Below are 25,426 nucleotides of genomic sequence, written 5' to 3'. Positions count from 1 at the left end.
CAGAATGATTAAATATCTTTTACAATAAAAATAAGATGAGATTGGAGGAATAGAAGATGAATAATCATGAAATAGATTACAAGTTACATGGTGACGACATGCAGTTTGTCGAAGTCGAATTGGACCCCAAGGAAACGGTGATTGCCGAAGCTGGTAGTTTAATGATGATGGAAGACCAAATCAAAATGGAAACCATCTTTGGAGATGGCTCATCTAGCAGTGATGGCGGAATGATGGGAAAACTTTTCGGAGCCGGAAAAAGGCTACTGACCGGAGAGAGCTTATTCATGACCACCTTTACAAATGAAAGTCATGAAAAAAGACATGTTTCCTTCGCCTCCCCTTATCCTGGAAAAATCATTCCAATGGACTTGAGCGAGCTTGGTGGAAAAATCATCTGCCAAAAGGACGCTTTTTTAGCGGCTGCAAAAGGGGTCTCGGTAGGAATCGAGTTTCAGAGGAAAATTGGGACGGGCTTTTTTGGTGGTGAAGGATTCATCATGCAAAAACTCGAAGGAGATGGAATGACTTTCGTTCATGCAGGCGGAACGATCCATAAAAAGGAATTGGCTGCAGGTGAGGTTCTACGTGTGGATACGGGCTGTCTTGTCGCCATGACGAGCGGCGTGGATTATAATATCGAGTTCGTTAAAGGGGTAAAAACGGCACTATTTGGTGGAGAAGGTTTATTCTTCGCGACACTAAAGGGTCCTGGAACCGTCTGGATCCAATCCCTGCCTTTCAGCCGTCTAGCTAGCCGTGTCTTTGCTGCCATGCCACAAAATGGCGGGTCCTCCGATGAAGGAAGCATAGCAAAAGGACTGTTCAGCTTATTTAACGATAAATAATAACCATAATAATCATCTGTGGTCGTCAGGTTTGACGGCCATAGGTCATCTTGAGATAAGGGGGTAATCGATATGCAGCTTGTTAAATGGTCTTATATGAGGCGTTATAATATCAAAGCGATTTTTGACCAATACCCCAACTCCCCCGTCATTTTTCGTAAGATAAGAGATTATTATTTCATTTATACCATTCATTGGACATCTACCGATGAAACCGTCGGCAAGTACGAACTTGAACAAATGGAGCTGCTGCTTAATCGGGAGCTCGGAACCGAATGGCAATACCGCTACCGTAAAAGATAATCATTTCCCTCGTTTCTTCTTTTCATCAACATCTGTCACAAGTAGAGTAACCTTCGTACTTAATCCATGCCCAGCATACACCTTCAAATCTGCCAAAATGCTTTCAAACCTTTTCTCCCTCCCTTCAATTCGGGTTAAATAGAAGAGCCCAATGAAACGGCCATATGTTCACCCTTTACTTTATAAACATTTCTTTATTTCATCGTGAAGATTGAACCCAAAATATTTTAGTAGTGTTCATGAATCATGTATGATAGAAGAATCAACAAGGTTTACTCTGGATTTTAAGGTGTGAAAAACTTTATATTGGAGGAATGTAAACATGGACTTATTTAAAAATATATTCTCGTTAGGTATAGGTGCTGCTGCAGCAACGAAAGAACAGATTGAAAAAACCGTGGATACCCTTGTCAAAAAAGGGGATATCAGCAAGGAAGAATCAAAGGACCTCATTAAACAATGGGTCGAAAAAGGAGAACAAGCCCAAAAGCACATCGACGATACCGTCAAAGTTAAAGTCAACCAAGCCCTGAACGGGCTAAATCTGGCAACAAAAGAAGAAGTACAAGCATTAGAGCGTCGGATAGCCGCTTTGGAACAAAAAAACCAATCCATACAACCTTGATCTGGGGGAAATTGAATGTTTGGCAAGCGATTGAAACACGCACAACGGTACCAGGAAATCACGAATGCTTTTTTGAAAAATGGCTTAGGTTATTTCATTTATCGATTGGGATTATCCGATGATAAATCTGCTTCAAAAGCCGCACCCAATGAAAACCTGAACCTGCGGTCAATCGGGGGACGTCTGCATAAGATCTTGCAAAGTCTTGGACCCACTTTCATAAAGCTTGGTCAGATTGCCAGTACCAGACGTGACATTGTACCGGTAGAAATTGTCCGCGAACTAGAGAAGCTCCAGGACCAGGTCACACCCTTTCCATTTGAAAAAGCACGTCAGATAGTTGAAGCTGAATTGGGTGATTCCTTGGAAAACCTTTTTCTTGAATTTCAAGAAATCCCACTGGCAACTGCTTCGATTGGACAGGTTCACCTTGCCCGGCTCCACTCACAGGAAGTAGTGGCCATCAAAGTCCAACGTCCAGATATCCTGAAAAAAGTGGAAACGGATTTGGAAATCCTTGATGACTTGGCAAGGCTTATGGAAGCCAGAATACCTTGGGCAAGACGATATCAAATCAGAAAAATGATCGATGAATTCGCTAAATCCCTTAAAGCTGAACTTGATTACAATTCCGAAGGACGGAATGGCGAAAGGATAGCCAATCATTTCGTCGACAATCCAGGTATCAAGATACCAAAGATTCACTGGGATTTTTCAACCAGCAAGGTCCTGACGATGGACTTTATAAAAGGCATCAAGATCAATCATTATCAACAGCTTGATGAAGAAGGGTACGACCGTAGAGTAATAGCGGAACGGTTAGCAAATTCCATGCTTCAGCAGATTTTAATCGATGGATTCTATCACGGTGATCCTCATCCTGGCAATATCGTCATTTTACCGGGGAATGTCGTTTCCCTGATGGATTTTGGCATGGTCGGCCGTCTGGAGGAAGAGTTGAAGTACCAATTTGCCTCCCTTGTCATCAATTTAAAACGCGGAAGTACCAATGGATTGATCAATACCCTTTCCAATATGGGCCTTCTCACGGATGAAACGGATATGACTTCATTACGATATGATATTGATGAATTGCGGAATAAATATTATGACATTCCCTTAAGCCAGATTAGCTTAGGTGGAGCGGTCAATGATCTGTTTGGCGTGGCCAATGAGCACAAGATCATGATTCCACCCGAATTCACGATGCTTGGGAAGGCTTTGCTTACCATGGAAGCCATTGTCGAGGAATTAGACCCGAACTTCAGTATCATGAAAGCCGCGGAACCTTTTGGTGAAAGGTTATTGAAAGAGCGTTTCCACCCTAAGAATCTTGCTAAAAAAACATGGAATCAATTTATCGATTCCGCCGAAGCACTTTCAGAACTTCCCAAAGATGTAAGAGAAGTGTCCGACATCATCAAAAAAGGAAAATTACGATTAGACATCAACATACCCGAACTCCAGGTTTTCTTACATAAGCTCGATCAAATCTCGAATCGATTGTCTTTCAGCATTATCCTGCTTGCCTTCAGCATTATCATGGTCGGCCTCATTGTCGGTTCTGCGATTGCCGGGCAAGCAAACATTCTTTGGAACATACCGGCCATCGAGATTGGTTTTGTCGTGGCAGCTCTCATGTTCCTACTCATGCTCTATACCATCTTTAGATCTGGAAGGATGTAGCTTCCACAGAAAAAAGAGAAAATCCTTATCCAAGGCATTTTCTCTTTTTTTGTATAATCACTCGTCTCCTACCCTATCATTGGTTATGTTTGCGGCGTTCGAAAGACACTGCATAAGCACTGTGGCGAAAATTCAGGATGGCATCTTCCGAGCACTCAATTCCAGCTGTCACATTCGTCGGATCAAACATCATCGCCTCATGAGGAGAGTCCACTCTTTCCGTGATGGATAACTGCCCAATAGTTATGATCTGACTATCTTCCGGCCACACCACAGTAGGATCATCAGTTGGGGCCTCATCCTTGCCTATTTGAATGTTTAAGTTAAAGCCAATTGGTCCTTTTTTTAGCCTCTCTTCCATATCTTCGGTAAGAAAATCAGCCGTAAGGTTTGCCAATTCGTCTTTTTCCAACATGCTTAAACCTGCTTCCGGTTCCCATTGGTATTTGATTGCCTGTCGCTGCCCCCTTTCATTAATAAAATAATAGGCGTGTATGGAAAAATATTGTGCGGTTGAAAAACTGGCGGGCGATCGCATTTCTTTTATCATATGAAGGCCCGCTTTACTTTCAGGGTATTTCACAGCAATCGTTGCCAGTTCTTTCAAATTCGGAAAACCATCTTTAGCTGATTTGACAAACTCTAGAATCTCAACAAACGCTTCTGGCTTTTTTGCAAAGAACAAAGGAATCGTAACCGTGATTAAATCTGTCTCCTCCCCATCAGGCAAGTGAAACTTGATGGCCATCCCCTTCACGGGAGACTGGGCATCCGTATGATTGGGATTCGGTGAGCTGTTTGAGAAGCGGATGGTGACAGGCACCGCCTGATTCTGTAGATGTGGGGCACTCGTTAAAAAAGCAGCTTTGCCATTAGGGATGAAAATCCCCTTATAGTAATTTCCCTTCGCATGTGCTCGACGCTTGCCTGGAAACGTGCCAACGACTTTTTCAATGGCATCAACCGCCTGACTAGCTAAATCCGGTTTAACATTTTCATTTTCCTTCATGCTCATCACCCCGTCTTTTCATTGATATATTTTACCAGTACCCCTTTTGTGGTTCGCCTATTCCAAATAAAACACAAGATAGCACATCGTCATTCTCTTTATTTCCATATGAAAATGTTTTTAACAGAAAAAAACAAAAACGCCTGAGATAAATTCAAGCGTTTTGGTATATCTATTCTATTTATGGTTGTTTATAAAAGATTTTCAACATCAGTTTCCATATCAAATGGGGCTTCCACCGGTTCAAAACGCTTCACGACGTTTCCTTCACGGTCAATCAGGAACTTCGTAAAATTCCACTTAATTGAGTCATCAATCAAAAACTCAGGATGCTCCGCTTGCAATTTTGCATGCAGCATTTTTCCACCCGGTTTATCGACAAGTCCTGTAAAAGGTGCTTCATCTGTTAAATAATGAAATAGAGGATGCGCATTCCTGCCCCTAACATCCACCTGGCTGAATAACGGGAAGGTCACGCCATAATTCAACTGACAGAATGCTTCCACTTCATGGTTTTGGTCGAGTTCCTGTTCCCCAAACTGATTGCAAGGAAAACCGATAATGTTCAATCCTTTATCTTTGTAGCGGTCATAAAGTTTTTGCAAATCTTCATATTGCGGTGTGAATCCACATTTACTTGCCGTATTGACGACGATAAGGACCTCACCTTTAAATTGCTCTAAAGAAACTTCCTGTCCATTGATTCTCTTTGCAGAAAAGTCATATATACCCACTCGTTATCCCCCCTCATATCTATCTAGGATTATACGATAGGGGTATAGATAATGAAAGAAATAAGCTCAACTACCCATAACCAAAGACCTAAATTATATTCCTATTCAACATATACCGCTGTTCCATAAGCGATGATTTCACAAGCATTCTGCATGATCGCCGAAGTTTCAAGGCGCATCGCAACAATTGCATTCGCTCCTTTTTCCTTCGCCTCGTCCACCATCCGCCCAATCGCTTTCTGTCTAGCTTCCTTCATCATTTCCGTATACTCAGAAATTTCTCCGCCAACGATTGTCCGTAACCCTGCCATGATATCTTTCCCGATATGCTTGGATTGAACCGAATTTCCCTTAACTAGCCCCTTTAACTCCTTGATATCTTTTCCGGGTACTTCATTAGTAGTCACGATAATCATATAGTTCATCCTCTTCCTTTTTCCTTATTTTTTTTACAATCAAATAAAAGATTAATGGCACCGGTGCTTGAATCAAGCCTAAAATTCCCCACAACCAATGATTGAATCCACTCTTCTTTGCATCGGTGAATAAAAAAATGCTTTGTGCCAGCAAAATCACACCGCACACAATCAATGTATATATTTCCATATTACTCATGACTGCTCTCCACCTTCCTTTTCACATAAACCGTATAGGAACCGATGAAAATAACGCTCAATACTTGGACTATTAGAAATACTTCGGGCTGATGGAATAAGGAAAGAAGTAGGATCCAGAGAATGATGGCAGCTAATCCTATAAACATCAGCAGCTCTTTCCACCATTCTTTCCTGTTTTTTTCACGCTGTAGCTTAATGGTTTTTTCAAAAAAGGATAATTGAGGAATTTCAATTGAAACCGTATCATCAAAATCTTTCAAGCTCTTATTTATTTGACTAACCGCCTCTTGATCACCCTTGGCTGAGCGGTTTGGTAAATCCTGATTCTTCATCAATGGGGTTCAACTCCTTTCTAACCTTTTTAATTCCTGTATGGACACGTGACTTCACGGTGCCTTCTGGCATCTTGATGATTTTCCCGATCTCTTCGTAAGAAAATCCGTAATAGTGCTTCAATAAAATCGGAATGCGCAGATCATCATCCAATTGCCCCAATGCTTCCATCACATCGTCCCATGCTTGGTTGTTGGCTTGTGTCTCCCATTTTAGCTTCCTGACCGATTGCTCTTGTTTTAACCAGGAAATTTCCCTTTTCTGCTTCCTTTTTTGGTCCAAGTATACCCGGGTCGCAATGGAAATCAGCCAGGTGGAAAACTTGGAAGTTCCTTTAAACTTCGAAAGATTCTCAATTGCCTTTGAAAAGGTTTCCTGGGCCACATCTTCTGCGTTTTGCTGATTAAAGGTCAATTTCAGCAAATATTTAAGCAGAAAAGGATAGGAGGTTCGAAATAATTCGGCTAACGCCTGATCATTACCCTTTTTTGCAGCTTTAACCAGCTCTTTCTCTTCCATCTATCATCACCCGCTCCCTGATCCGAACCTTTTATACTTATATGACGTTTAAGGAAATGAATTCGTTCACTGGAATGTAAAAATAGTTTTCATTCCGGATTTCGTTCTACTTCTGAGAGGATGACATGCGTCACCGTCGCAGCATAAGGGATGGTCTGATTAATGAATTCTTCCACTTTTTGTAGGCTTTCACAGCGTATTTTCAACATAAAACAAGCCCGTCCGGCGACCCGATAGCAAAAGTCCACATTCAATTGCCCAGCGATAAACCTTTTGAACCGGTCATATTCCCCATTCTTCACTGTCGCTTCCAAAATACATTCAATGGGAAATCCGATTTTCTTGTAATCAATCTCGGTACCATAGCCTTTAATGATGCCAAAGGATTCCATTTGCCGGACACGTTCTGTAACGGCGGGGGCAGACATCTCCACTTTCTTGGCAAGTTCCCTCATTGAGAGCCTGCTATCCTTCGTCAATACGGCTAAAATGCTACGGTCTTTATCGTCTATTTTCATATGAATATAATTCTCCCTCTTATCTATATACTTATTAATTTATCGTTCAATTTTCTTTTCATATGCAATTAAATAACCTATTTTTCTATAATATGATTATCTCAAAGGGGAGATAATTATGCCAAGAATAAAAAAGTCCGAAATCGGATCAAGTCCGTTTCAGCAACTGTTTCATAACCAACTAATTTCCAATAAGTGGAGTGATCTCTCAGAAGAAATTTCTTCTGACGGGGCGCTTACGAAGGAATTAAAGGAAAATGTCAGAAGGGTTCTAGCATATGGAAATGGATGTACATACTGTCAGGGAAAGGGCCGTCCATTAATAACGGAAGACATAAAAGAAAGCTACGCAATGGCCTTTGCAGAAGTATTTCTAACACAACGTGAGAAAATAGAAGCAACCTTCTTTGTCATATTAAAGGAAGTATTCAGCGATGAAGAAATATCGGAATTAGTAGCCTTCATATGCTTCACAACCGCCCAACAATATTTTGGAGCCATGTTGGGATTGAAATAGTGTCTTTACCTTGTAGTTGATTTGTACTTTTGTGGAGTTATCAAAACGCCCCTAAAATATAAAAGCAGAGTCATTCACATTTGAATGCACTCTGCTTTTATAATCATTCTTGAATCAATCTTCTACATGATGTAGCACAAGATTCAATACGTCATTCTGTGATATATCATTAGTCAGTTTCATTTCATTATTGATACCCAGACAATCATCGGGCTTCCACCAAGTCCGCAAAGACGCTTCTCCAAAGTCCAACTTTTTTGAACGAGAGTTGTGACGTTTGACTGTTTCATCAAAGGATAAATCAAAATAATACGTATAGACCTTTTCGTTATAGAACTGAATTAAATGATGTAGCATGTCACCATAGAGATTCTTATGTAAGATCCCTTCCAAAATGACATAGTCACATCTCCCTTTGCCGTATTCAGTAATTTGACGGATCAAATCAATTGAAAGGTTTCCTTCTCTATCGTGGACTTTTAACATGTCACGACGAACGGTATCCTGAGAAACCAATAGAGTTCCATTTCCTAATTGATTTTGAAGACTCTCTGCTAACGTTGTTTTTCCACTGCCAGAGTTCCCTCGTATGATGATTAACTTCGATTCCATGGTCCCCTCCAAATATCCTAACGCCTCTTTGTATATATCCCCAGAGTGTTAGCACAAATTTTTCCGATTAAATTGAACCTGTCCCCCAACAAGATAACCACCTCTACGTTTAGAAAACAGAATAAATAAATGGACGGAACAAGGAATTCACTTGTTCCGTACATTTATTTAGTTACTTGCTTGTTCCTTCATCATCACGTCTGCTTCTGGTGCTTTTTCATGGATGAACTTCGGAATGATGGCCATATATAAGAAACCTACAAAAATCAGGCACCCTCCCACTACCCAATATAACGTTTCTACTGAAATATAGTCAGGGAAGCCAAGGGCTATCAAGAATAACGTGACTGATTGCGATAACATCACCAACGGATTGATCCACCCTTGCACCCTCCCCATCATTTCGGGAGCGACTAGGCTTGGCAGCCATCCGCCCAGGGATACATTAAGTATCGGAAGCGATAGAGCCACGACAGCTAAACCAATCATATATTGCAGGGTCGTTTCGACAAGCCCTGCAGCAGCCGTTCCCACACCCGATATCAGCAAGCCTACGATCATCATATGATGGAGCTTCATTTTTTTGGCCAGTATAGAAGCGAAGATGCTTCCCACCAATACTCCTACTCCAAAAATGACCCCTAAGATGACGGAATACTTTTCATAATCAACAGGTTCGAGTTTGTACTTCAAGATGAAGACCTGCATCACGGAAAATCCACCATTTACAATCCCAAAAACAAGAAACCCACTAATGAGCGTAAACAATAACTTATACTGCCATATATATTGCCAGCCAATTTTAAAATCTGCCCAAACACCTGTTACGCTCAGTTCCTTCAAATTGTAAACTCCGTTCGGCTGTCTGACTTCTTGTGTAATCCGACAGGATCGGATTAAGAAGCCGCTGATGATAAACCCGATTACATCAAAGATAACTGCCCCCTCGATGCCGACTGACCAATAGATAAAAATGCCGATTCCGTTCCCAAAAAGCATGAACAAACTCGAAACCATCTGATTTAGACCAGCCGCCATCGTGTAATCCTCTTTAAGTAAAATGCCTTGAATCAATGCTGATTCAGCCGGCACAAAGAAATTCCTGATGGCACTTCTTAGAAAAATGATGGCAAATGAAACCATGATGAAATCTAGCTCTAAGGATAGAAGAAATAGCACCGACAAACCTGCACAGATCCAATCACAATACAATGCAACTTTTTGCCTGTCCAATCTGTCAGCAAAAACACCCACTAGTAAGAAAACAGCGAGTGTAGGCAAAGAATACATTAATTCCGTAATCGTTGCATAAATTGGCTGATTGCTGAAGCGGTCCAATAAGTAAAACAGGAAGGCCGTCATACCGATGGTCCCGCCCATTTGCGATGTTACGTTCGCCAAAAATAATTTCGTATAATTTCGATTTTCAAAAAGTTTTAAAATCTCACCCAATCCCCTTTATCATACTTTTTAGATAATTTTACCTAAAAATCCCATTACATTAAAGAGAAATCGACGATTTATTTTTCATAAGGTAGGAAGGACGATTAATCGTATCCACTATAAAACCAATTTAATATCTTTTTTCATTCTTTTCCTATGTACTGTCTCTAGACATAGTGATTCTTTATCAGCGATTCCATATCGCTTTCTTCAAGTCTAAATTTTCAGATAGGTTTTGAAATGATATACGCGGGTAAATATACACCATAACCCACTTACAATAACAAAAAGACTTAACATAGTTTTTTATCTTAAAATATTACGGCACAAGAATTAATGTTTTTTCAGAAAAAGTATAGAAAATTAAAGGAGTAAACAACCATGAACAAAGTAATTTCTGCTGATATTAAAACAAATAAAAGATTATCCATGCGTCAAATCATGAACTTGTATCAAGTAACAAAAGAATTCAAAGGTAATATTTACTTCATATGCAATCATAAAATGGTCGATGCCACAAAGCTTTCTACTTTTGTTTCATTCGTCCTTATCCTACAAGAGTGTGTAAATATGAAAGTGATCTTAGAAGGACAAAATGTTCATGCTATGCTGGATAAAGTTCAAGCCATTTGTAAGGAAAATGATGAAAATGAATTAAGCTTTCAGTCCAACCAAACCGTTGGCATCTAATATACTTAAAAATTGGAAATGAGAGAGGTGTTAGAGATGAGAACCATTTTAACCATTATTGGAGCTATCGTTGTAATCGGTGTAATTGTAAACTTCATTTTTTAATGAATGAAAAAAGACTGTCTTATTTGACAGTCTTTTTTTTATGTTGAGGAAGATCAAGAATATGGTTCTTCCCATTTACCAAGGCATATTCCATTCTTTCCATTTTCCTAGCCCTTCCTTGATTTCATTTCCTTTGTCAATCCAGTATTGCTTTCTTTCCGCTTCTTCCTCCTTTTCTTTCTGTTCAGCTATCAACGGTCCGATATCTTCTGCATGGAAGGATTCTGCCGTTTCATTCTTTACTGCCTGAGCCATGATTTTTTGAAAGATGATTGCACTTCCCTGACTGCTATGTGTGGTTAAATGATGGTTTTTGTCCGTTTTATCATAACCTGCCCATACAGCTCCTACTAAATTAGGTGTATATCCAACGAACCATTGATCCTTTACCCCAGAAATCCCTTCAATCGGCACCTGCGTGGATCCTGTCTTTCCAGCGACTTCGTAGCCAGGGACAGCGGCGTTTTTGGCCGTTCCATATTTCACTGTACCGAGAAGCATCGCATTCATTTTATCGACGACACCCTTGGAAGTTACCTTTGTCTTCTTTTCCTTCCAGGCAGCGATTTCTTTCCCATCCGCATCTTCTATTTTGATAATGGCATGAGCTTCATAACGCTTACCCTCATTTGCAAATGCAGAAAAGGCTCCAGCCATTTGCAGTGGAGAAACGCCATTCTCCATCCCGCCTAAGGCAATTGACAAGTTCCGGTCGTTCTTTTCGTAAGGAATCCCGAATCGCTTGAGCGAATCCAATCCCTTATCGATTCCAATTTCATTTAGCAGCCAAACAGTCGGTACATTTAAGGAGTTCATGACCGCTTCATACATCGGCACTTCGCCTTTATATGTACCATTCAAATTGGTTGGTTCATAATTCCCGAACTTCATTTTCTCATCTTTTATCGAGTCCGTGATTTCATATCCTTCTGCAATCGCAGGCGTATAGACCACGAGCGGTTTAATTGACGAACCAGGCGATCGCTTCAGCTGTGTTGCCCGGTTGTATCCCATGAATTGATGTTCTCCCCTGCCACCGACAAGTGCCTTTATTCCCCCATCCTTAGGATGAAGGAGAACCGTTCCACTTTGCACCAGTTTGTCATCACTTGTCCCCGTAGGAAAATTCCCATCATTACTATAGACCGATTCTGCTGCCTGCTGCATCGATTGGTTTAGGGTGGTATGAATGTGATAGCCCCTTGTCAGCAGTTCTTGAAGTTCCAACCCATACTTACTGGAGGCTTCCGTTAGGACATGGTCCACATAATAAGGATATTTCCCCTTTAACGGATCTGTATTCTCACCTAAAAGAAGTGACAGTTTTTCCTCTTTGGCAGAAGTCGCTTCTTTTTCGGTCAAATATCCATGTTCGGTCATCCGGGAAAGCACTAAATCACGTCTCTTGACCGCGCCATCAGGATTTTTATACGGATCTAGCTTCGATGGCAGATTAATGACGCCCGCCAGTAAAGCTCCTTCGGCGACGGTTAACTCAGAAACATCCTTGGCAAAATAGATGTTTGCCGCCTTTTTAAGTCCCCATGCACCATGGCCAAAGTAAACCTGGTTCACATACATTTCCAATATCTCATCTTTTGTATACGTACTTTCCATTTCCTGAGCGATAAAAAACTCTTCTATCTTCCGTTTCAGGGTACGATCCGATTCAAGCATTGTAATTTTTACAAGTTGCTGGGTAAGTGTACTTCCGCCTTCCACTACGCTTTTCGCCTTGATATTTTTCACCATGGCCCGCGTAATCGCTTGATAATCAATACCATGATGTTCATAAAAACGGTGATCCTCAATGGAGACGACCGCTTGGATGACATGGTCCGGTATTTCCTCTATCGCGACGCCTTCAGATTTATTAGCCGTAATGGTACTCGCTACATTCCCATCCTCATCATAAATCTTAGTTGGCTGCTGAAGTTGATCCTGAAGATCACTTATATCCGCAGTTTGTTTAAAATAAACGAACAAACCAACTCCCACTACCACAATGATTGATAAAATTATCAGACCTATTTTCAATAACCCTTTCATTTGAACCCCCATTTTCCCAGATGCGACATGCTTCATTAAAAATATTTTACCCTTTTTATGAAAGATAACTCTTGCAATGGGTCAAAAGACAAAGTTTCAGCTTACAAACATTCTTTCTTTCATCCTTTTTCCACAAAAGTGCATGCATCCTATGTAGTCTAGTCTTTTCTCATACCCTATACCCTATTTAATAATCAATATACCTTTGAAAAAGGGATGAAACCAGAAAAAACGGGTATATAACCTGTAATGACATAATATGGGGAGAGATGATCAGATGAAGGAATTGAAACGAATTGTCATCGCGCATGATGGAAATGAAGATAGTAATCGGGCAATAGAATACGGAGCCACATTAAAAAAAGCATTTCCTGATGCTGTAATGACCATTGTTCAAGTGTTGAATGAAAAGGGGGACAACCGCATTATTGAAAGTGCATCAGCTCCAGGATTCGTTCCGGCTGCAGGCTTTTATGTTGATCCCTCACAAACGCATCCCGTTACAGAAGTGGAGCATCAGCTTCAAATGCGGGCTAACGATACTCCCTCCGTTTTTGAAAATAACGCAAGGATCGCCGAAAGTAACTTACTAAGCCTGCTAAATGAATATGGCATTATAGGGGAAGTTGAGATATTGGAAGGTAATGCCCCCGATAGTATATGTGAGTACGCAAAGCGAACCGATGCCGATCTAATTATTGTCGGTAACAGTTCCAAGAGTGGTTTGGAACGATTTTTCCTTGGAAGCACAAGTAGCTCCATCGCCAAGCATGCACCTTGCTCGGTATTTATTGCAAAATGACAATAAGGGCCGGCTCATCCTTGAGCCGGCCCTTTTCTCATTTACCTTAATAGGCTTTTTTGATTAAAACATTTGAAGCAGCCGAATAAAGCACCATTATCACGACCGCAGATAAGATAAAACTAATCAGCATATATGTCCCATTGTAGATTAATGAATAAAGAACGACTGGCTGTCCTTCTGGCGCATATTTACCAAAGAAAACGATACCTGATGTAAAATGACAGATAAACCTCAGAAAACTGCCCACGAACATGCCGCCTATTCCAAATAATTTCGCTTTCAAACGGTTTTCCTCTTTATAATTATTCACGAATCCATTCATGAATAATCCAGAAATTCCTACGACGGTAAAGGCAAGGAAGTAATCTATGAATCCCTGAAGCGGTGTCATGATTTGGACCGGCGTAGTGACTAACTGCAAAAGTCCCAATAATAAACCGGTTGCCATTCCGCCCTTGATCCCCCAGCGATAGCCCATTAAAAAAATGGGCACCATGGCAATGGAAATCGATCCCCCCTGCGGCCAAATCCTTGCAAAAACGAAGCCGGAGACTAAATCCAGCAGTAATGCCAATGCAGAAAAAATGGCAACCTCGGTCATGAATAATGTTTTATGCTTCATCATCTCTCACCCTTCTCCACGTGCAAAAGTGCCCATGAGTTCCCGTGTTGCTTTTTTTTGCATACAAAAAAGCAACACCAGGGCGGTAATGGATGCCCAGTATTGCTATCCAAAACCACATCCCTACGCTAGTACTAACTAACAGGTTCATAGGGTCTGAACTCAAACGTTCACTCTCAGCCAACTTGGCTCCCCTTGTGGAAGTATTTAATTTTTAATCCTCGGTTAGAATATACTACTAGTTTCTATAAATAACAAGTAAATAAATGCAAAGAATCCTTTTCCACCTTCCCTTTTATTGGTTATATTTTTTCACATAACCAACTTCTTTACATACCTTCAATACACATGGCATAAACCAAGTTAGATGGATTAAGACGACAATTTTTCTATAGACTCACTACGGTTAGATTTGATATCTTTATTAAGGCTATTTTGCACGAGGGGGAAAAGACATGGATAAACATTCAATTTCTGCTGAAAAGGGAGCCTATATCAGTATTGCCGCATATATATTCTTGTCAGCCCTCAAATTAACATTTGGTTATTTTGGTGACTCCAAGGGGCTTTGGGCAGATGGATTAAATAACACAACCGATATCATTGCCTCTGTTGCTGTATTAGTAGGTTTAAAAATATCGAAAAGACCACCTGATGATAATCATTCATACGGTCATCTGAGAGCTGAAACCGTAGCTTCATTGGTTGCTGCCTTCATTATGATCACGGTTGGCCTACAGGTCATATACAGTGCCATTGAATCTTTCTTCTCACAGGATACGTCAGTTGTACCCGATATGTTTACTGCTTACGTCGCTTTATTCTCCGCCATCTTCATGTACGGAATCTATCGCTACAATTTAGCATTGAGCAAAAAGACAAAAAGTGCTTCCATTCATGCTGTTGCACAGGATAATCGTTCGGATGCTTTGGTTAGTATCGGCGCTTTCATAGGTATCATCGGGAGCACAATCGGAATTTCATGGTTAGATGCCGTCGCGGCATTGGTGGTGGGTTTGATGATTTGTAAAACCGCTTGGGACATTTTCCATGCCGCTTCACTCTCTTTGACGGATGGGTTCGATGAGCAACATCTACAACAAATCGGTCAAACCATCGAGCTAACGGATGGTGTGAAAGACATGAGTGAAATTAAAGCTCGAATGCATGGAAATGAAATCCTTGTCGAAGCTACCGTTCATGTCAATCCGCTTTTGACCGTCATCCAAAGTCACGATATCACTGTGAAGGTGGAAGAAAACCTTCTAAAGGAACATGGCATTAAACATGTCATCGTTCATATTGAACCATATGTATTTCAAAAAAAAGGTACCCGTCAATAATTTGCGGTACCTTTTTTAATATACAAAACCTTATTTTTACGTTATTTACCTACAATTAATAATAACCGCGAAACTCCTGCACATATCCCCCATTAAATGAGTATTTAAAGAAAGCTTTTAATCTGGTATTATTAAAAACGTATATAAGTTTTGGAATTATATTCAAATTAATTCATAATAAAGTAAAAAAATTCATTTTCCTACACGATGGAGGGCAAAATGGTATTGAATCGAGAAATGACTCTTCACTTCCTATCTTCTCATAAAACTACTATCCTTACCGAATGGAAAGAGCGCTTGAAACATTTACCGGATAGTTATATAGACTATTTTGAAGAAGACATAGAAAAAATCTTAAATTCACTGATGAAACAACTAAAAGAAACAGATACTAACTTCGATGAGTTATTAAAGGATTTAGGAGAAAAAATTTCTGCTAACCGAGTCAAACAGCATTTAAATATGGATATTTTCTTTTCTATAACCTCGATTGGAAGGTCTATCATCATCGATCAATTTCTAAAGTATGAGGTCGTTAAAGGAGAAATATCTGCCGTTATCCATCAGGTGAATTCATATTTCGATAAAGTCATTTATTTTGCCCTAACCAGTTTCACTGATTTAAAAACGAAGCAGGTTGCGAAGCAATATCAGCTTATCAATCCTAATCATAAAGACCGCTTGACACTTTTAGGCCAAATGACATCGAGCTTTGTCCATGAATTTAGGAATCCCCTCACTTCGATAATGGGTTTCGTTCAACTGCTGCAAGCCGAACAGCCTGACATCAAATATTTGGACATTATTTCAAAAGAATTAGACCAACTTAATTATCGGATTACACAGTTTCTTAATCTTTCCAAGAAGGAAACGGAAACTTCACAAAATGAAGTATTTCCAATCGCTTCCTTAGTAGATGAAGTGATGGAATTCCTATATCCTAGCATTTTAGAAGCGAACGCTTACATCTCCTGTAAGATCGATGAGGATGTCGAAATCGTCGGTTCTAAAGAGGAATTCAGACAAGTATTGCTTAATATCATATTAAATGCGCTAGATGTGGTAGCCGAATTGCAGCAACCAACCATAGACATTTCAGGATCGGTATCATCCGGTTTCCTAACCTTGAATATTTCCAATAACGGACCAAAAATACCTGATGAGGTTCTTCCTAACATCTTTGAACCATTTATCACAACTAAAAAGAGGGGCACTGGGTTAGGACTTTTTGTTTGTAAAGAGATCATCTTGAAGCATCAAGGCACCTTGACTTGCCATTCAACAGACTTCTTAACTACTTTTACCATACACGTAAAAACTAAAGCATAAGGTAAAATCACCAAATCAAGGAAAGTCGTATGTAATTTTTGACTGATTCCCTTACAGTTCCTTATACTATAATTAGGTGAAATGCATAATTGTACGAAAAAATCATTTTAGCAATATAATTGTATCTACTTTTTTATAAACAATTATACATCTCATTCATATTTGTTTTTGGGAGGTGACTGGGATAATTCATCGTTTAGCAAACTGAACGGTTTAATTTAATCCCTCACTATTGGACATATTTAGTTTAGCCTTAGTCATAATCTTAATTGCTTTAACCGCTTTCTTCGTTGCTTCCGAATTTTCCATCATTCGGGTTAGAAGTTCACGAATTGATCAGTTAATAGAAGAAGGAAATAAAAAAGCTTTAGCCGCTAAAAAAGTGACATCGGATCTCGATGAATACCTATCGGCAACACAGCTCGGCATTACAGTGACTGCCCTAGGACTTGGGTGGCTTGGACAACCAACAATCTTTAAATTGATTGAACCTTTATTCAATCTGTTACACATTCCAGAAAATGTAACAGGTGTGCTATCATTTATTATCGCATTTTCCTTGATGACTTTCTTGAATGTCGTTGTTGGTGAACTGGCTCCTAAAACTGTTGCCATCCAAAAGGCGGAAGAGGTTGCCTTAGCCATCGCCAAACCTTTGATTTTCTTCCATAAAATCGCGTTTCCATTCATCTGGATTTTGAACCATTCATCTCGCTTCGTTGTTGGATTATTTGGTTTCAAAGCTGCTTCTGAAAGTGAACTGGCACATACGGAAGAAGAATTACGTTTCATCTTATCGGATAGTTATAAAAGCGGGGAAATCAATCAATCTGAATTTAAATATGTAAGCAATATATTTGATTTCGATGATCGAGTGGCCAAAGAAATCATGGTTCCAAGAACGGAAATCCTGACCATCTCTAAGGATGAGACGGTTCAGGGCTTCGTTGATGTTGCAAAAATGGAAAAGTACACACGCTACCCAGTTGTCGAGGGTGATAAAGACCATGTCATCGGCTTAGTCAATTTGAAAGAAGTTTTTTCGGATCTTATCAAAAACCGAAATATCCATTCTAAAACGATTGAAGATTACACTCGACCAATCATTCGGGTCATGGAAAACATTCCGATTCATACTTTATTGCTAAGAATGCAAAAAGAACGGATTCATATGGCCATATTGATGGATGAATATGGTGGTACATCCGGCCTCGTAACCGTTGAAGATATCCTCGAGGAAATCGTCGGTGAAATACGAGATGAATTTGATATCGATGAAGTGGCTTCCATACGCAAAATCAAGGATGGTCACTATATCCTGGACTCCAAACTTCTCGTAAAGGATGTAAATGATTTACTCGGAATTCACCTTGATGAAGAAGATGTCGATACTATCGGTGGTTGGATCTTAACGGAGAACTATGATGTAATCGTCGGTGATATCATGGAAAAAGACGGGTTCTGCTTCAAGGTAATCGAGATGGATGAACACGCCATCCGATTTATAGAAGTGACAAAAAAAGTGGAGCAACTAACGCTTGAGGAAAACCTTCCACAAGATTAAGGCAAAAAAAAGGTGGCCCATACATATCAGGGCCATCTTTTTTATGTTCTTTTATCAGGGAAATGCCTCACCTTTTTGACTGTGACGATTGGCGGTGGGCTCTTTCTCTTCCAAATGATATACAACATGATCAAAACGAATGAAAAACCTGCCACGGGGATTAAGTAAGGCGTAGTGATTTCTCTAATTTGTTGCCAATTCTCCCCTAGTATCCGTCCTAGTGAGAGGAATAATATGGTCCAGGGAATGACCGCCGCTACCGTATAGAAAGTGAATTTCCACGCGGACATCCGGGCGATTCCAGCCGGAATCGAAATGGCATGGCGGACGACCGGAATGAAGCGGGCCGTGAATACCACCCCCACCCCATATCGTTGGAACCATTCTTCAGCCATTACGATGTGCGTTTCTTTAATGAATATATATTTTCCATACTTTAAAAGAAATGTCCGACCTCCATAATAACCAGCCCAATAGAGAAATAATTGGGCGATTGTACCTCCCACCACACCTGCAATAACTGCCAAAAGAAAGTTCATCCTACCCATTCCGACTAAATAACCACCATATCCAAGTACAAGTTCACTAGGGATGACTTCCACCATCAACCCCAATAAAATACCTATATACCCCATTTCCGCAAACCAATTCAGAATTCTCATGATAAGCTCTGACATCATGTTATTATACTCCCTTTACCGGCTAATTTTGACACGGTTGTCCTTCTATCCTATTGCAAGAGAAACCGTTCTATTCAATTTTTCAGAAGGAGGAATAGCTGACTATTGGATATCATTTTATTTCGATAACAATACAATCATGATCGATCGCCTTTTATAAAATAAAACTAAACAACGAAATATGCTATAATTTACCAAACGTATTTTCAGGGTCAAACGTTTATATAGGGGAGCGATAACATATGAATTTGGGGAAACCGATAGCCACAGGCAATACGGCAAAAATATATCTTTATAAAAATCAAATCATCAAGGTTTTTCATGAGTATTTGCCGGATACAGAATCTTCATATGAAGCCTATAAGCAAAATTTTGCATATTCTTGTGGGCTTGCTGTTCCTAAAGTATTGAATGTCACGAAAATAGATAGAAAACAAGCAATCGTAATGGAATATATTGAGGGAAGAACCTTAGGAGACTTATTTCTTAAAAACAAACAAGCAGAATATTACATGAACATAGCCATTGATGTTCAACAAAAAGTCCATACCCTTATCGTAGATTCTTTTGAGCCAATGTCTGAAAAATTATGCCGTCAAATTGAATCTGTTCAGAGTCTTGATAAAAGAAAAAAGGCCTTTTTACTAAATAAGTTGGAATCTATTACATATACGAATAGGCTTTGTCATGGAGACTTTCATCTATTTAATTTGATTATGGCAAATAACCAAGAAGTTACGATTATCGATTGGGTAGATTCCAGTTCGGGAGATATACGTGCGGACATTTATAGGACGTATCTTTTGTATTCGCAACTCTCTACTGAATTAGCTGATTTGTATTTACGACTTTATTGTGAGAAAAGTGGATTATTCATGGACGAAATTCTTCAGTGGGCCCCAATCATTGCGGGGGCAAGATTATCTGAAAATGTATCTTCAGAAAAACCCGAACGCCTTATGGATATAATCAATCACTATTGCCCTTAATAATTTTCCAAGAAGAAACTCTGCTTACTATTCAGGGTCTTTTAATACTTCACACAAAAAAAGACCAGCTCGTATTTCCCGGTCTCCTTCTGATTAACATTCTTTCATTTCCATTTTTTGAACATATTGAGAAAAAACCACTGTGGACTGTAAGGCGAGTAAGGATGAATCAGTTTGTGAAATATTCGTGAAGATCTCCTGACGTGATTTCGTTTTTTTAATATGGACTCCTAGATTTTTGTACTTGTTGATTATTTCATTGTTCATGCTTACTCTCCCTTCCTGCTATATTCGTTATCCTTTACGTTCCCATTAAAGGATGGGCTAAAACCTCTCTAGAGAAATCCCCACCAAAAGGTTTATATTACCAGTTCAATTAACCTGTATCGTTTGAAGCTGATGTTCATGGACTTCTTCTTTTTCCACATGCACTTGGACCTTATAGGTTCCTGTTTCGTCAAAAGATACTTTATTTAGATACTTCCCATTTTCTCCCTCTTTTGTGTTCGTGAATTGACTTTCGTCACTGCCATCTTTCCACACCTCAAAATGAACATCTGCATCCGTCAAGGGCTTTCCATCCTTATGTACTTTTGCTTCAAAAGTCGAACTATTTCCAGCCGTTACCGGGTTGCTATGAAACTCGATTAAAACATCTGCCCTTGGATGGACCGCTGCGCCTTCACTCTCATTGTCCGTTATGACAATTTCCTTTTCAGGCATCACATGCTGGCCTTTGGCTGTTACGTGGGCAATGACATGATACTTCCCTTCTTTTCCAAAGGTGTGCATCACTTGATAGGTCCCGCTTCCCGTATTCTTTGTCTCTAACATTTCACGTTTATCCTGTCCGGATTTTCTCACTTCAAAAAGGACCTCGTCCGTTTCGTTTACAAGATGACTTCCTTCTTTCACTGTCGTTTCTAGAATGACCTCTTTACCGGAAACCAGAGTTCCTTTGACGGCAATGGTAGCTTCCATCGTATCTGGGATGATATTGCTCACTTCTTCATCTTCCGGTTTTTCGTTTTCCTGACATCCAGCTAACGCTAACATTAATACAGCACATAGATAAAATTTCTTCATTGAAAAATTCCCTCTTCTTCCTATTAAACCGATAAGCCGGCCGATTTATTCCCCATCCTTCCCAACTAACCGATTTATATACATGTCATTAAGTGGCCGTCCGCATTACGGTCACAGAAGTCAGCATGGCCACCGCGGTGATGGTCAAAAATGAATAAAAAAATATTGCCCAATCCACCACACTTAACCCAACCAGGAGGACACATCCATCAATAAAGAAAATTAACACACCGGCATTTAGCCCGCTTTTGCTCGAAATGATTTGTGCTAGCATATCCGTCCCACCGGTCGAGGTTCCATATCGAAGCATGAGCCCGACTCCAAGTCCGATTAATCCACCTCCGATTATGGCACTTATAAAGATGGGGATATTCCATTCAATGACAGCTTCAGAAAAAATATCGATACATAACGAAGAAAAAAGTAGGCCATGCAAACTGTTAAGAAATAGTTTTTTCTCGTAGTACCATGCATATATATATAAGGGAATACTACTTAAAATCACCCCTAGCCCAGTTGGAAGCCCTAGAAAATAATGAATGATTAAACCAATTCCAATCATTCCACCATCCAATAAGTGATAAGGGATGAGGAAAAAGTTGATTCCAACGCCTACGAGCAAACTTCCAGCCATAATGGCGGCCATCTTTTCCATTATTATCATGATTCCACATCCTTTAACATGGATAATCTTGTCCAATTCATATATCCTATGTATAGAGACGCTAAAAATTAATGAAACTTACCTTTTTTATATTTTATATGAATGGCCCTTTATTTTTCAGAATATTCAATTATATAATGGATACAGAAAAGGAATTGGTCAAAAATCGCTAAATAGTGAAATAAAAGAACCATTTACAAGCTATATCCACCATTTTACGTCTTCTAAGCAATTTGACTGTATGGCTAACTCTTTCTATAATGAAAGTATTTAAATCAATTAAACTGAGGTGATTGGATGGGACATTAAAGAATGTTCGTTTTGACGGACGGACGTGGCTTTGCCTGGCGAAAAAGTGTACGGCACTAAATAAATTTGCTTGTATTTACCTTGCAAAATTCTTCTATATCCCGTCTACTTATCGCTAAAACACATATACTAGTACTCTATACAATTAAAAACTGGAGTTTAGGTAAGTACGTTAAGTAACAACTCCAGACGGTATTTAACTTTTGTGCACGACAAAAAAAATATACTTGTATATTTTAAAAATGTAGGAGGTGGACTCCTTATTCGTCTCACAGGCGATGTAAGGGAGACTTTTTGGACATAATAAACTTGGTACTTATTGCCATTTTAATTGCTTTAACAGCATTTTTTGTAGCTTCGGAGTTTGCGATTGTTAAAGTGAGAAGCACGAGGATCGATCAATTAATTGAAGAAGGCAAGCCGAATGCCCTATCAGCAAAGATGGTCACATCCAATCTCGATGAATACTTGTCAACATGTCAACTTGGAATTACTGTTACCGCATTAGGACTTGGGTGGCTGGGAGAACCGACTGTAGAAAGTATCTTAGGCCCGCTTCTCATTCAATTGAATATTCCTGAATCTGCTTCACATATCCTTTCAATTGCAATTGCCTTTTCTTTAATTACCTTCATTCATGTAGTGGTGGGGGAACTGGCGCCAAAGACAATGGCCATTCAAAAAGCAGAGCAAGTAACATTGTTCATTGCCAAACCGCTCATTGGTTTTAATAAGATCATGTATCCCTTCATCTGGATACTGAATGGCTCTGCACGAGTGCTAACAAGAATGTTTGGATTAAAAGCAGTTTCTGAACATGACTTGGCTCATACGGAAGAAGAGCTTCGCATCATTGTTTCAGAAAGCTATAAAAGTGGCGAAATTAACCATTCTGAGTTTAAATATGTGAATAAAATTTTTGAGTTTGATGATCGCATAGCGAAGGAAATCATGGTCCCTCGTACTGAAATCGCTACGATTTCTAAAGATGATACCATACAACAATTTTTTTCCATCATATCCGAAGAGAACTTCACTCGTTATCCAGTCATTGATGGTGATAAGGACCATATCATCGGACTGGTCAATATCAAGGAACTTTTCACTGAAATGATAGACAAAAAAAACCAGGCAACATCGACGATCAATCGTTATGTTCGCCCGATCATTCGCGTCATCGATAGTATACCCATTCACGATTTACTTTTGAAAATGCAAAAAGAACGCGTTCATATGGCCATCCTCATGGACGAATATGGCGGTACATCAGGATTGGTGACCGTTGAAGATATCCTTGAGGAAATCGTCGGGGATATCCGGGATGAATTCGATTTAGATGAAGTGCCTGATGTTCGTAAAGTAAAAGAAAATCATTATATTATTGATGCGAAGGTATTGATCAGTGAAATAAATGATTTACTGGGAATCGATATTAATGATGAAGACGTCGATACGATGGGTGGCTGGATTCTTACTGAGAATTACGAAGTCAAACAAGGGGATATCCTGACTTATGGTCCTTACCATTTCAAGATCAAGGAAATGGAAGAACACCACATTAGCTATATCGAGATATATAAACCCGTAAAAGCAGTAACAGAAGTGAAGGAATTCCCCATAATGTCACAGACTGAAATCGTTTCTTGATAAAATACCCCGCCCTAGTTATTAGGACGGGGTTTTATTCTAACTACATCATGGGGCCCCTATGATTTCTCTTCCTTTTTGGTACATGTAACATAAAAAATTCATATTATATATGAAATCTCCTCCCCTATTTGTATGGGTTGAGGTATAGTTCTACCTTCCTTGTTTCATACTGTTAAAGAAACTATTTTAAGAAGGAGTGAAGACTGATGAAAGTAATTACCATTTGCCAGCAATGCAAGGGAAAAGGCAAAACTCGCTATCTACAGTTTTTTTCACGGAACTGCAATCATTGCAAAGGACAAGGGAAAACAGTCAAAGATATGTCCAATTCTGTAAACTCCATTAAAAATTTCTAGCACCTGTTCATATCTTAAAATGTTGAAGCTTGATTACACCCGCCTTTTTCAAGGTATTATAAACGATAAGAACAGCAGGACCGAGGAAAAGACCGATTACCCCTAGCACCTTAAATCCCAAGTAAAGGCTGACAAGGGAAGCTAATGGGGTTAGCCCCATATTTGCTGAATATATCTTAGGCTCGATGATTCTTCTGACAACCGTAATGACCAGGAACAAGATTAGTAACCCTATGCCAAGGTGGGGGTTACCCTGCGACCACACGATAATAGCCCAAGGCACGAGCACGGACCCCGTTCCCAATATTGGGAGAATATCTACCATGACAATTAAAAGGGCCAAAATAAAGGTGTATTTCACATGTAATAACCATAATCCCGAATAGGCCATCAAGAACGTGAATAGACTCAAGACTATTTGGGCCCTAATGAATCCGACCGCTGCCATACTAAGATCTTGATAAACCATGGTGATCTTTTGGTATGTTGATTCCTTTAGAAATGAGACTAACTTTTTCTTCAATAGGGGAAGCTCTAAGCTGATTAAGAACAAAGCGATTAAATAGATTAAGAAATCTATAAAAAAAGCGGGAATGAGCGTAACGAATTGAACCATGTCTTGGACGAAATCCTTCGTAAACCCTTCAAGAGCTATAACTCCTCTTTCCATGGTAAGTTCAATTGACTGAATAAGGTTGGATGGCAACGTTTGTGAGTATTGCTCCCATTGCCTAATGACAGGTAATATCGCCGTCAGGTATATTTCCCTGATTACACTTGGTAATATTTCCGAATGGATAATGATTCGTTTGATTAAAACGGAAAGCAAGAAATAAATCAAGCCGATAACGCCACCTACATAAATAATAAACGTTATTAATACGCCCCATAAGCGATGTAACTTTAACCATTTGCTAATGAAGTTGACTAATCCATCTAACATGATTGCAGTCACTAAAGCGAAAATCAGTGCCCACGAATAAGGAATTAAAAATATAATTCCGAAAAGGATAGCCATCCTCCAAAACCAACGAAAAAATAAAGCGATCTTCAATCACCACACCCTCCTTGCCTTATTCTCCTATATTTATGAAGCAATTCCCCATATATTTCGTGTACACGTTTTATTTTCTCAATTAAAGGGAAAAGACAGGCAAAGAGACGGAGGGATTGTTAATGGATAACCAAGACAAAGATAAAATTTTACAAGAACGTAATGATAAATCCAAGGCATTTAAAAAAAGCCAAGAAAAACAGCTAGAACGTGATCAAATTGTGATGCCCATTGACGATTTGCCACTAGAAGATATTAAATACGAACACGAAGAAGAACGAAATAAAGAAGAAACCAAGCATCGGTCCGCAAGCGAAAGAATCTAGCCCTAAAAAACCAGCTCATCGCTGGTTTTTTTAGGCTGATA

Annotated in this window: 29 protein-coding genes and 1 riboswitch; of the genes, 13 read left to right on the top strand and 16 right to left on the bottom strand. The window is 39.6% G+C overall.

The window, feature by feature from the left end:
- Window positions 1-56 precede the first annotated feature (56 nt).
- The 4 genes from ACQKL5_RS16945 to ACQKL5_RS16930 all read left to right on the top strand — a co-directional run bounded on the left by ACQKL5_RS16945 (window position 57) and on the right by ACQKL5_RS16930 (window position 3,462).
- Entirely contained in the window at window positions 57-848 is a 792-nt protein-coding gene (locus ACQKL5_RS16945; protein ID WP_427610062.1) for a TIGR00266 family protein, read from the top strand.
- 72 nt (window positions 849-920) lie between these two features.
- Window positions 921-1,151 carry a hypothetical protein gene (locus ACQKL5_RS16940; protein WP_427610061.1) on the top strand — a complete coding sequence of 77 codons (231 nt, stop codon included), beginning with the start codon at window positions 921-923 and terminating at the stop codon, window positions 1,149-1,151.
- A gap of 322 nt (window positions 1,152-1,473) precedes the next feature.
- Window positions 1,474-1,776, top strand: a complete 303-nt coding sequence (locus tag ACQKL5_RS16935; protein WP_427610060.1) for a phasin family protein — start codon at window positions 1,474-1,476, stop codon at window positions 1,774-1,776.
- Window positions 1,777-1,791: 15 nt separating this feature from the next.
- Window positions 1,792-3,462 (top strand): ABC1 kinase family protein, encoded by a 1,671-nt coding sequence (locus ACQKL5_RS16930; RefSeq protein WP_427610059.1) that lies wholly within the window; start codon window positions 1,792-1,794, stop codon window positions 3,460-3,462.
- Window positions 3,463-3,538: 76 nt separating this feature from the next.
- Here ACQKL5_RS16930 and ACQKL5_RS16925 read toward each other — a convergent pair whose 3' ends face one another.
- The 7 genes from ACQKL5_RS16925 to ACQKL5_RS16895 form a co-directional block, all read right to left on the bottom strand.
- The gene (locus ACQKL5_RS16925) at window positions 3,539-4,471 is read right to left on the bottom strand and encodes a catalase family peroxidase (RefSeq protein ID WP_427610058.1); all 933 of its coding nucleotides are present in this window, start codon (window positions 4,469-4,471) and stop codon (window positions 3,539-3,541) included.
- 191 nt (window positions 4,472-4,662) lie between these two features.
- Window positions 4,663-5,205 (bottom strand): glutathione peroxidase, encoded by a 543-nt coding sequence (locus ACQKL5_RS16920; protein ID WP_427610057.1) that lies wholly within the window; start codon window positions 5,203-5,205, stop codon window positions 4,663-4,665.
- Window positions 5,206-5,306: 101 nt separating this feature from the next.
- A complete protein-coding gene (locus ACQKL5_RS16915; protein ID WP_427610056.1) occupies window positions 5,307-5,621 on the bottom strand; it encodes a YbjQ family protein in 315 nt (104 codons plus the stop codon).
- On the bottom strand, window positions 5,602-5,820 hold the full coding sequence (locus ACQKL5_RS16910; protein WP_427610055.1) for a sigma-Y antisigma factor component: 219 nt from the start codon (window positions 5,818-5,820) through the stop codon (window positions 5,602-5,604). Before ACQKL5_RS16910 ends, ACQKL5_RS16915 begins: the two co-directional genes overlap by 20 nt.
- Window positions 5,813-6,154, bottom strand: coding sequence for a YxlC family protein (locus tag ACQKL5_RS16905; protein ID WP_427610105.1), 342 nt, complete (start codon window positions 6,152-6,154; stop codon window positions 5,813-5,815). Before ACQKL5_RS16905 ends, ACQKL5_RS16910 begins: the two co-directional genes overlap by 8 nt.
- Window positions 6,114-6,674 (bottom strand): RNA polymerase sigma factor SigY, encoded by a 561-nt coding sequence (sigY, locus tag ACQKL5_RS16900; RefSeq protein ID WP_427610054.1) that lies wholly within the window; start codon window positions 6,672-6,674, stop codon window positions 6,114-6,116. The genes ACQKL5_RS16905 and sigY overlap by 41 nt, the downstream gene beginning before the upstream one ends.
- A gap of 89 nt (window positions 6,675-6,763) precedes the next feature.
- Window positions 6,764-7,192, bottom strand: coding sequence for an Lrp/AsnC family transcriptional regulator (locus tag ACQKL5_RS16895; RefSeq protein WP_427610053.1), 429 nt, complete (start codon window positions 7,190-7,192; stop codon window positions 6,764-6,766).
- A 118-nt stretch (window positions 7,193-7,310) separates the two neighbouring features.
- Between ACQKL5_RS16895 and ACQKL5_RS16890 the strand changes: the two genes are divergently transcribed.
- Entirely contained in the window at window positions 7,311-7,709 is a 399-nt protein-coding gene (locus ACQKL5_RS16890) for a carboxymuconolactone decarboxylase family protein (protein WP_427610052.1), read from the top strand.
- Window positions 7,710-7,823: 114 nt separating this feature from the next.
- Here the strand turns inward: ACQKL5_RS16890 and ACQKL5_RS16885 are convergent, their stop codons facing one another.
- Window positions 7,824-8,321: a kinase gene (locus ACQKL5_RS16885; protein ID WP_427610050.1), complete on the bottom strand. Its 498-nt coding sequence runs from the start codon at window positions 8,319-8,321 to the stop codon at window positions 7,824-7,826.
- A 168-nt stretch (window positions 8,322-8,489) separates the two neighbouring features.
- Window positions 8,490-9,773 carry an MFS transporter gene (locus ACQKL5_RS16880; protein WP_427610048.1) on the bottom strand — a complete coding sequence of 428 codons (1,284 nt, stop codon included), beginning with the start codon at window positions 9,771-9,773 and terminating at the stop codon, window positions 8,490-8,492.
- Window positions 9,774-10,145: 372 nt separating this feature from the next.
- Here ACQKL5_RS16880 and ACQKL5_RS16875 point away from each other — a divergent pair, with 372 nt between their 5' ends.
- Window positions 10,146-10,454: a hypothetical protein gene (locus ACQKL5_RS16875; RefSeq protein ID WP_427610047.1), complete on the top strand. Its 309-nt coding sequence runs from the start codon at window positions 10,146-10,148 to the stop codon at window positions 10,452-10,454.
- Between the two features lie 180 nt (window positions 10,455-10,634).
- Here the strand turns inward: ACQKL5_RS16875 and ACQKL5_RS16870 are convergent, their stop codons facing one another.
- Window positions 10,635-12,644, bottom strand: a complete 2,010-nt coding sequence (locus ACQKL5_RS16870) for a transglycosylase domain-containing protein (RefSeq protein WP_427610046.1) — start codon at window positions 12,642-12,644, stop codon at window positions 10,635-10,637.
- Between the two features lie 241 nt (window positions 12,645-12,885).
- Here ACQKL5_RS16870 and ACQKL5_RS16865 point away from each other — a divergent pair, with 241 nt between their 5' ends.
- Window positions 12,886-13,410 (top strand): universal stress protein, encoded by a 525-nt coding sequence (locus ACQKL5_RS16865; protein WP_427610044.1) that lies wholly within the window; start codon window positions 12,886-12,888, stop codon window positions 13,408-13,410.
- 46 nt (window positions 13,411-13,456) lie between these two features.
- Here ACQKL5_RS16865 and thiT read toward each other — a convergent pair whose 3' ends face one another.
- Entirely contained in the window at window positions 13,457-14,038 is a 582-nt protein-coding gene (gene thiT / locus ACQKL5_RS16860) for an energy-coupled thiamine transporter ThiT (protein ID WP_427610043.1), read from the bottom strand.
- Window positions 14,039-14,138: 100 nt separating this feature from the next.
- Window positions 14,139-14,241: riboswitch (TPP riboswitch) on the bottom strand.
- Window positions 14,242-14,490: 249 nt separating this feature from the next.
- Here thiT and ACQKL5_RS16855 point away from each other — a divergent pair.
- From ACQKL5_RS16855 to ACQKL5_RS16845, 3 genes are all read left to right on the top strand, one after another.
- Window positions 14,491-15,378 (top strand): cation diffusion facilitator family transporter, encoded by an 888-nt coding sequence (locus tag ACQKL5_RS16855; protein WP_427610042.1) that lies wholly within the window; start codon window positions 14,491-14,493, stop codon window positions 15,376-15,378.
- Between the two features lie 207 nt (window positions 15,379-15,585).
- Window positions 15,586-16,707 carry an ATP-binding protein gene (locus ACQKL5_RS16850; protein WP_427610041.1) on the top strand — a complete coding sequence of 374 codons (1,122 nt, stop codon included), beginning with the start codon at window positions 15,586-15,588 and terminating at the stop codon, window positions 16,705-16,707.
- 232 nt (window positions 16,708-16,939) lie between these two features.
- The gene (locus ACQKL5_RS16845) at window positions 16,940-18,271 is read left to right on the top strand and encodes a hemolysin family protein (RefSeq protein WP_427610040.1); all 1,332 of its coding nucleotides are present in this window, start codon (window positions 16,940-16,942) and stop codon (window positions 18,269-18,271) included.
- A gap of 41 nt (window positions 18,272-18,312) precedes the next feature.
- Here the strand turns inward: ACQKL5_RS16845 and ACQKL5_RS16840 are convergent, their stop codons facing one another.
- A complete protein-coding gene (locus ACQKL5_RS16840) occupies window positions 18,313-18,948 on the bottom strand; it encodes a DedA family protein (protein ID WP_427610104.1) in 636 nt (211 codons plus the stop codon).
- Between the two features lie 245 nt (window positions 18,949-19,193).
- Here ACQKL5_RS16840 and ACQKL5_RS16835 point away from each other — a divergent pair, with 245 nt between their 5' ends.
- Window positions 19,194-19,940 (top strand): phosphotransferase, encoded by a 747-nt coding sequence (locus tag ACQKL5_RS16835; RefSeq protein WP_427610039.1) that lies wholly within the window; start codon window positions 19,194-19,196, stop codon window positions 19,938-19,940.
- Window positions 19,941-20,033: 93 nt separating this feature from the next.
- Here ACQKL5_RS16835 and ACQKL5_RS16830 read toward each other — a convergent pair whose 3' ends face one another.
- From ACQKL5_RS16830 to ACQKL5_RS16820, 3 genes are all read right to left on the bottom strand, one after another.
- Entirely contained in the window at window positions 20,034-20,207 is a 174-nt protein-coding gene (locus ACQKL5_RS16830; RefSeq protein ID WP_427610038.1) for an Lmo0850 family protein, read from the bottom strand.
- Between the two features lie 105 nt (window positions 20,208-20,312).
- Entirely contained in the window at window positions 20,313-21,026 is a 714-nt protein-coding gene (locus tag ACQKL5_RS16825; RefSeq protein WP_427610037.1) for a FixH family protein, read from the bottom strand.
- An 88-nt stretch (window positions 21,027-21,114) separates the two neighbouring features.
- A complete protein-coding gene (locus ACQKL5_RS16820; RefSeq protein WP_427610035.1) occupies window positions 21,115-21,690 on the bottom strand; it encodes a YitT family protein in 576 nt (191 codons plus the stop codon).
- Window positions 21,691-22,293: 603 nt separating this feature from the next.
- On the opposite strand from ACQKL5_RS16820, the gene ACQKL5_RS16815 reads away from it, so the two are divergent.
- A complete protein-coding gene (locus tag ACQKL5_RS16815; RefSeq protein ID WP_427610034.1) occupies window positions 22,294-23,646 on the top strand; it encodes a hemolysin family protein in 1,353 nt (450 codons plus the stop codon).
- A gap of 366 nt (window positions 23,647-24,012) precedes the next feature.
- Here ACQKL5_RS16815 and ytvI read toward each other — a convergent pair whose 3' ends face one another.
- Window positions 24,013-25,059: a sporulation integral membrane protein YtvI gene (ytvI, locus tag ACQKL5_RS16810; RefSeq protein WP_427610032.1), complete on the bottom strand. Its 1,047-nt coding sequence runs from the start codon at window positions 25,057-25,059 to the stop codon at window positions 24,013-24,015.
- Window positions 25,060-25,181: 122 nt separating this feature from the next.
- On the opposite strand from ytvI, the gene ACQKL5_RS16805 reads away from it, so the two are divergent.
- Complete coding sequence (locus ACQKL5_RS16805) at window positions 25,182-25,385, top strand: hypothetical protein (RefSeq protein ID WP_427610031.1); 204 nt, start codon at window positions 25,182-25,184, stop codon at window positions 25,383-25,385.
- Window positions 25,386-25,426: the final 41 nt, after the last annotated feature.

Origin of the sequence: Peribacillus sp. NPDC097675 (assembly GCF_050277655.1) — a bacterium.
In the GTDB taxonomy this organism is placed as follows: domain Bacteria; phylum Bacillota; class Bacilli; order Bacillales; family DSM-1321; genus Peribacillus.
Note: the sequence above shows the minus strand (reverse complement) of the source record. Positions and strands in the feature narration are given on the sequence as shown.

Bases quoted from the DNA above. Each gene is read 5' to 3' on its own strand.
- ACQKL5_RS16945 (WP_427610062.1), top strand. From the start codon at position 57: ATGAATAATCATGAAATAGATTACAAGTTACATGGTGACGACATGCAG.
- ACQKL5_RS16940 (WP_427610061.1), top strand. From the start codon at position 921: ATGCAGCTTGTTAAATGGTCTTATATGAGGCGTTATAATATCAAAGCG.
- ACQKL5_RS16935 (WP_427610060.1), top strand. From the start codon at position 1,474: ATGGACTTATTTAAAAATATATTCTCGTTAGGTATAGGTGCTGCTGCA.
- ACQKL5_RS16930 (WP_427610059.1), top strand. From the start codon at position 1,792: ATGTTTGGCAAGCGATTGAAACACGCACAACGGTACCAGGAAATCACG.
- ACQKL5_RS16925 (WP_427610058.1), bottom strand. From the start codon at position 4,471: ATGAAGGAAAATGAAAATGTTAAACCGGATTTAGCTAGTCAGGCGGTT.
- ACQKL5_RS16915 (WP_427610056.1), bottom strand. From the start codon at position 5,621: ATGATTATCGTGACTACTAATGAAGTACCCGGAAAAGATATCAAGGAG.
- ACQKL5_RS16910 (WP_427610055.1), bottom strand. From the start codon at position 5,820: ATGAGTAATATGGAAATATATACATTGATTGTGTGCGGTGTGATTTTG.
- ACQKL5_RS16905 (WP_427610105.1), bottom strand. From the start codon at position 6,154: ATGAAGAATCAGGATTTACCAAACCGCTCAGCCAAGGGTGATCAAGAG.
- sigY (WP_427610054.1), bottom strand. From the start codon at position 6,674: ATGGAAGAGAAAGAGCTGGTTAAAGCTGCAAAAAAGGGTAATGATCAG.
- ACQKL5_RS16895 (WP_427610053.1), bottom strand. From the start codon at position 7,192: ATGAAAATAGACGATAAAGACCGTAGCATTTTAGCCGTATTGACGAAG.
- ACQKL5_RS16890 (WP_427610052.1), top strand. From the start codon at position 7,311: ATGCCAAGAATAAAAAAGTCCGAAATCGGATCAAGTCCGTTTCAGCAA.
- ACQKL5_RS16885 (WP_427610050.1), bottom strand. From the start codon at position 8,321: ATGGAATCGAAGTTAATCATCATACGAGGGAACTCTGGCAGTGGAAAA.
- ACQKL5_RS16875 (WP_427610047.1), top strand. From the start codon at position 10,146: ATGAACAAAGTAATTTCTGCTGATATTAAAACAAATAAAAGATTATCC.
- ACQKL5_RS16870 (WP_427610046.1), bottom strand. From the start codon at position 12,644: ATGAAGCATGTCGCATCTGGGAAAATGGGGGTTCAAATGAAAGGGTTA.
- ACQKL5_RS16865 (WP_427610044.1), top strand. From the start codon at position 12,886: ATGAAGGAATTGAAACGAATTGTCATCGCGCATGATGGAAATGAAGAT.
- thiT (WP_427610043.1), bottom strand. From the start codon at position 14,038: ATGATGAAGCATAAAACATTATTCATGACCGAGGTTGCCATTTTTTCT.
- ACQKL5_RS16855 (WP_427610042.1), top strand. From the start codon at position 14,491: ATGGATAAACATTCAATTTCTGCTGAAAAGGGAGCCTATATCAGTATT.
- ACQKL5_RS16850 (WP_427610041.1), top strand. From the start codon at position 15,586: ATGGAGGGCAAAATGGTATTGAATCGAGAAATGACTCTTCACTTCCTA.
- ACQKL5_RS16840 (WP_427610104.1), bottom strand. From the start codon at position 18,948: ATGTCAGAGCTTATCATGAGAATTCTGAATTGGTTTGCGGAAATGGGG.
- ACQKL5_RS16835 (WP_427610039.1), top strand. From the start codon at position 19,194: ATGAATTTGGGGAAACCGATAGCCACAGGCAATACGGCAAAAATATAT.
- ACQKL5_RS16830 (WP_427610038.1), bottom strand. From the start codon at position 20,207: ATGAACAATGAAATAATCAACAAGTACAAAAATCTAGGAGTCCATATT.
- ACQKL5_RS16825 (WP_427610037.1), bottom strand. From the start codon at position 21,026: ATGAAGAAATTTTATCTATGTGCTGTATTAATGTTAGCGTTAGCTGGA.
- ACQKL5_RS16820 (WP_427610035.1), bottom strand. From the start codon at position 21,690: ATGATAATAATGGAAAAGATGGCCGCCATTATGGCTGGAAGTTTGCTC.
- ACQKL5_RS16805 (WP_427610031.1), top strand. From the start codon at position 25,182: ATGGATAACCAAGACAAAGATAAAATTTTACAAGAACGTAATGATAAA.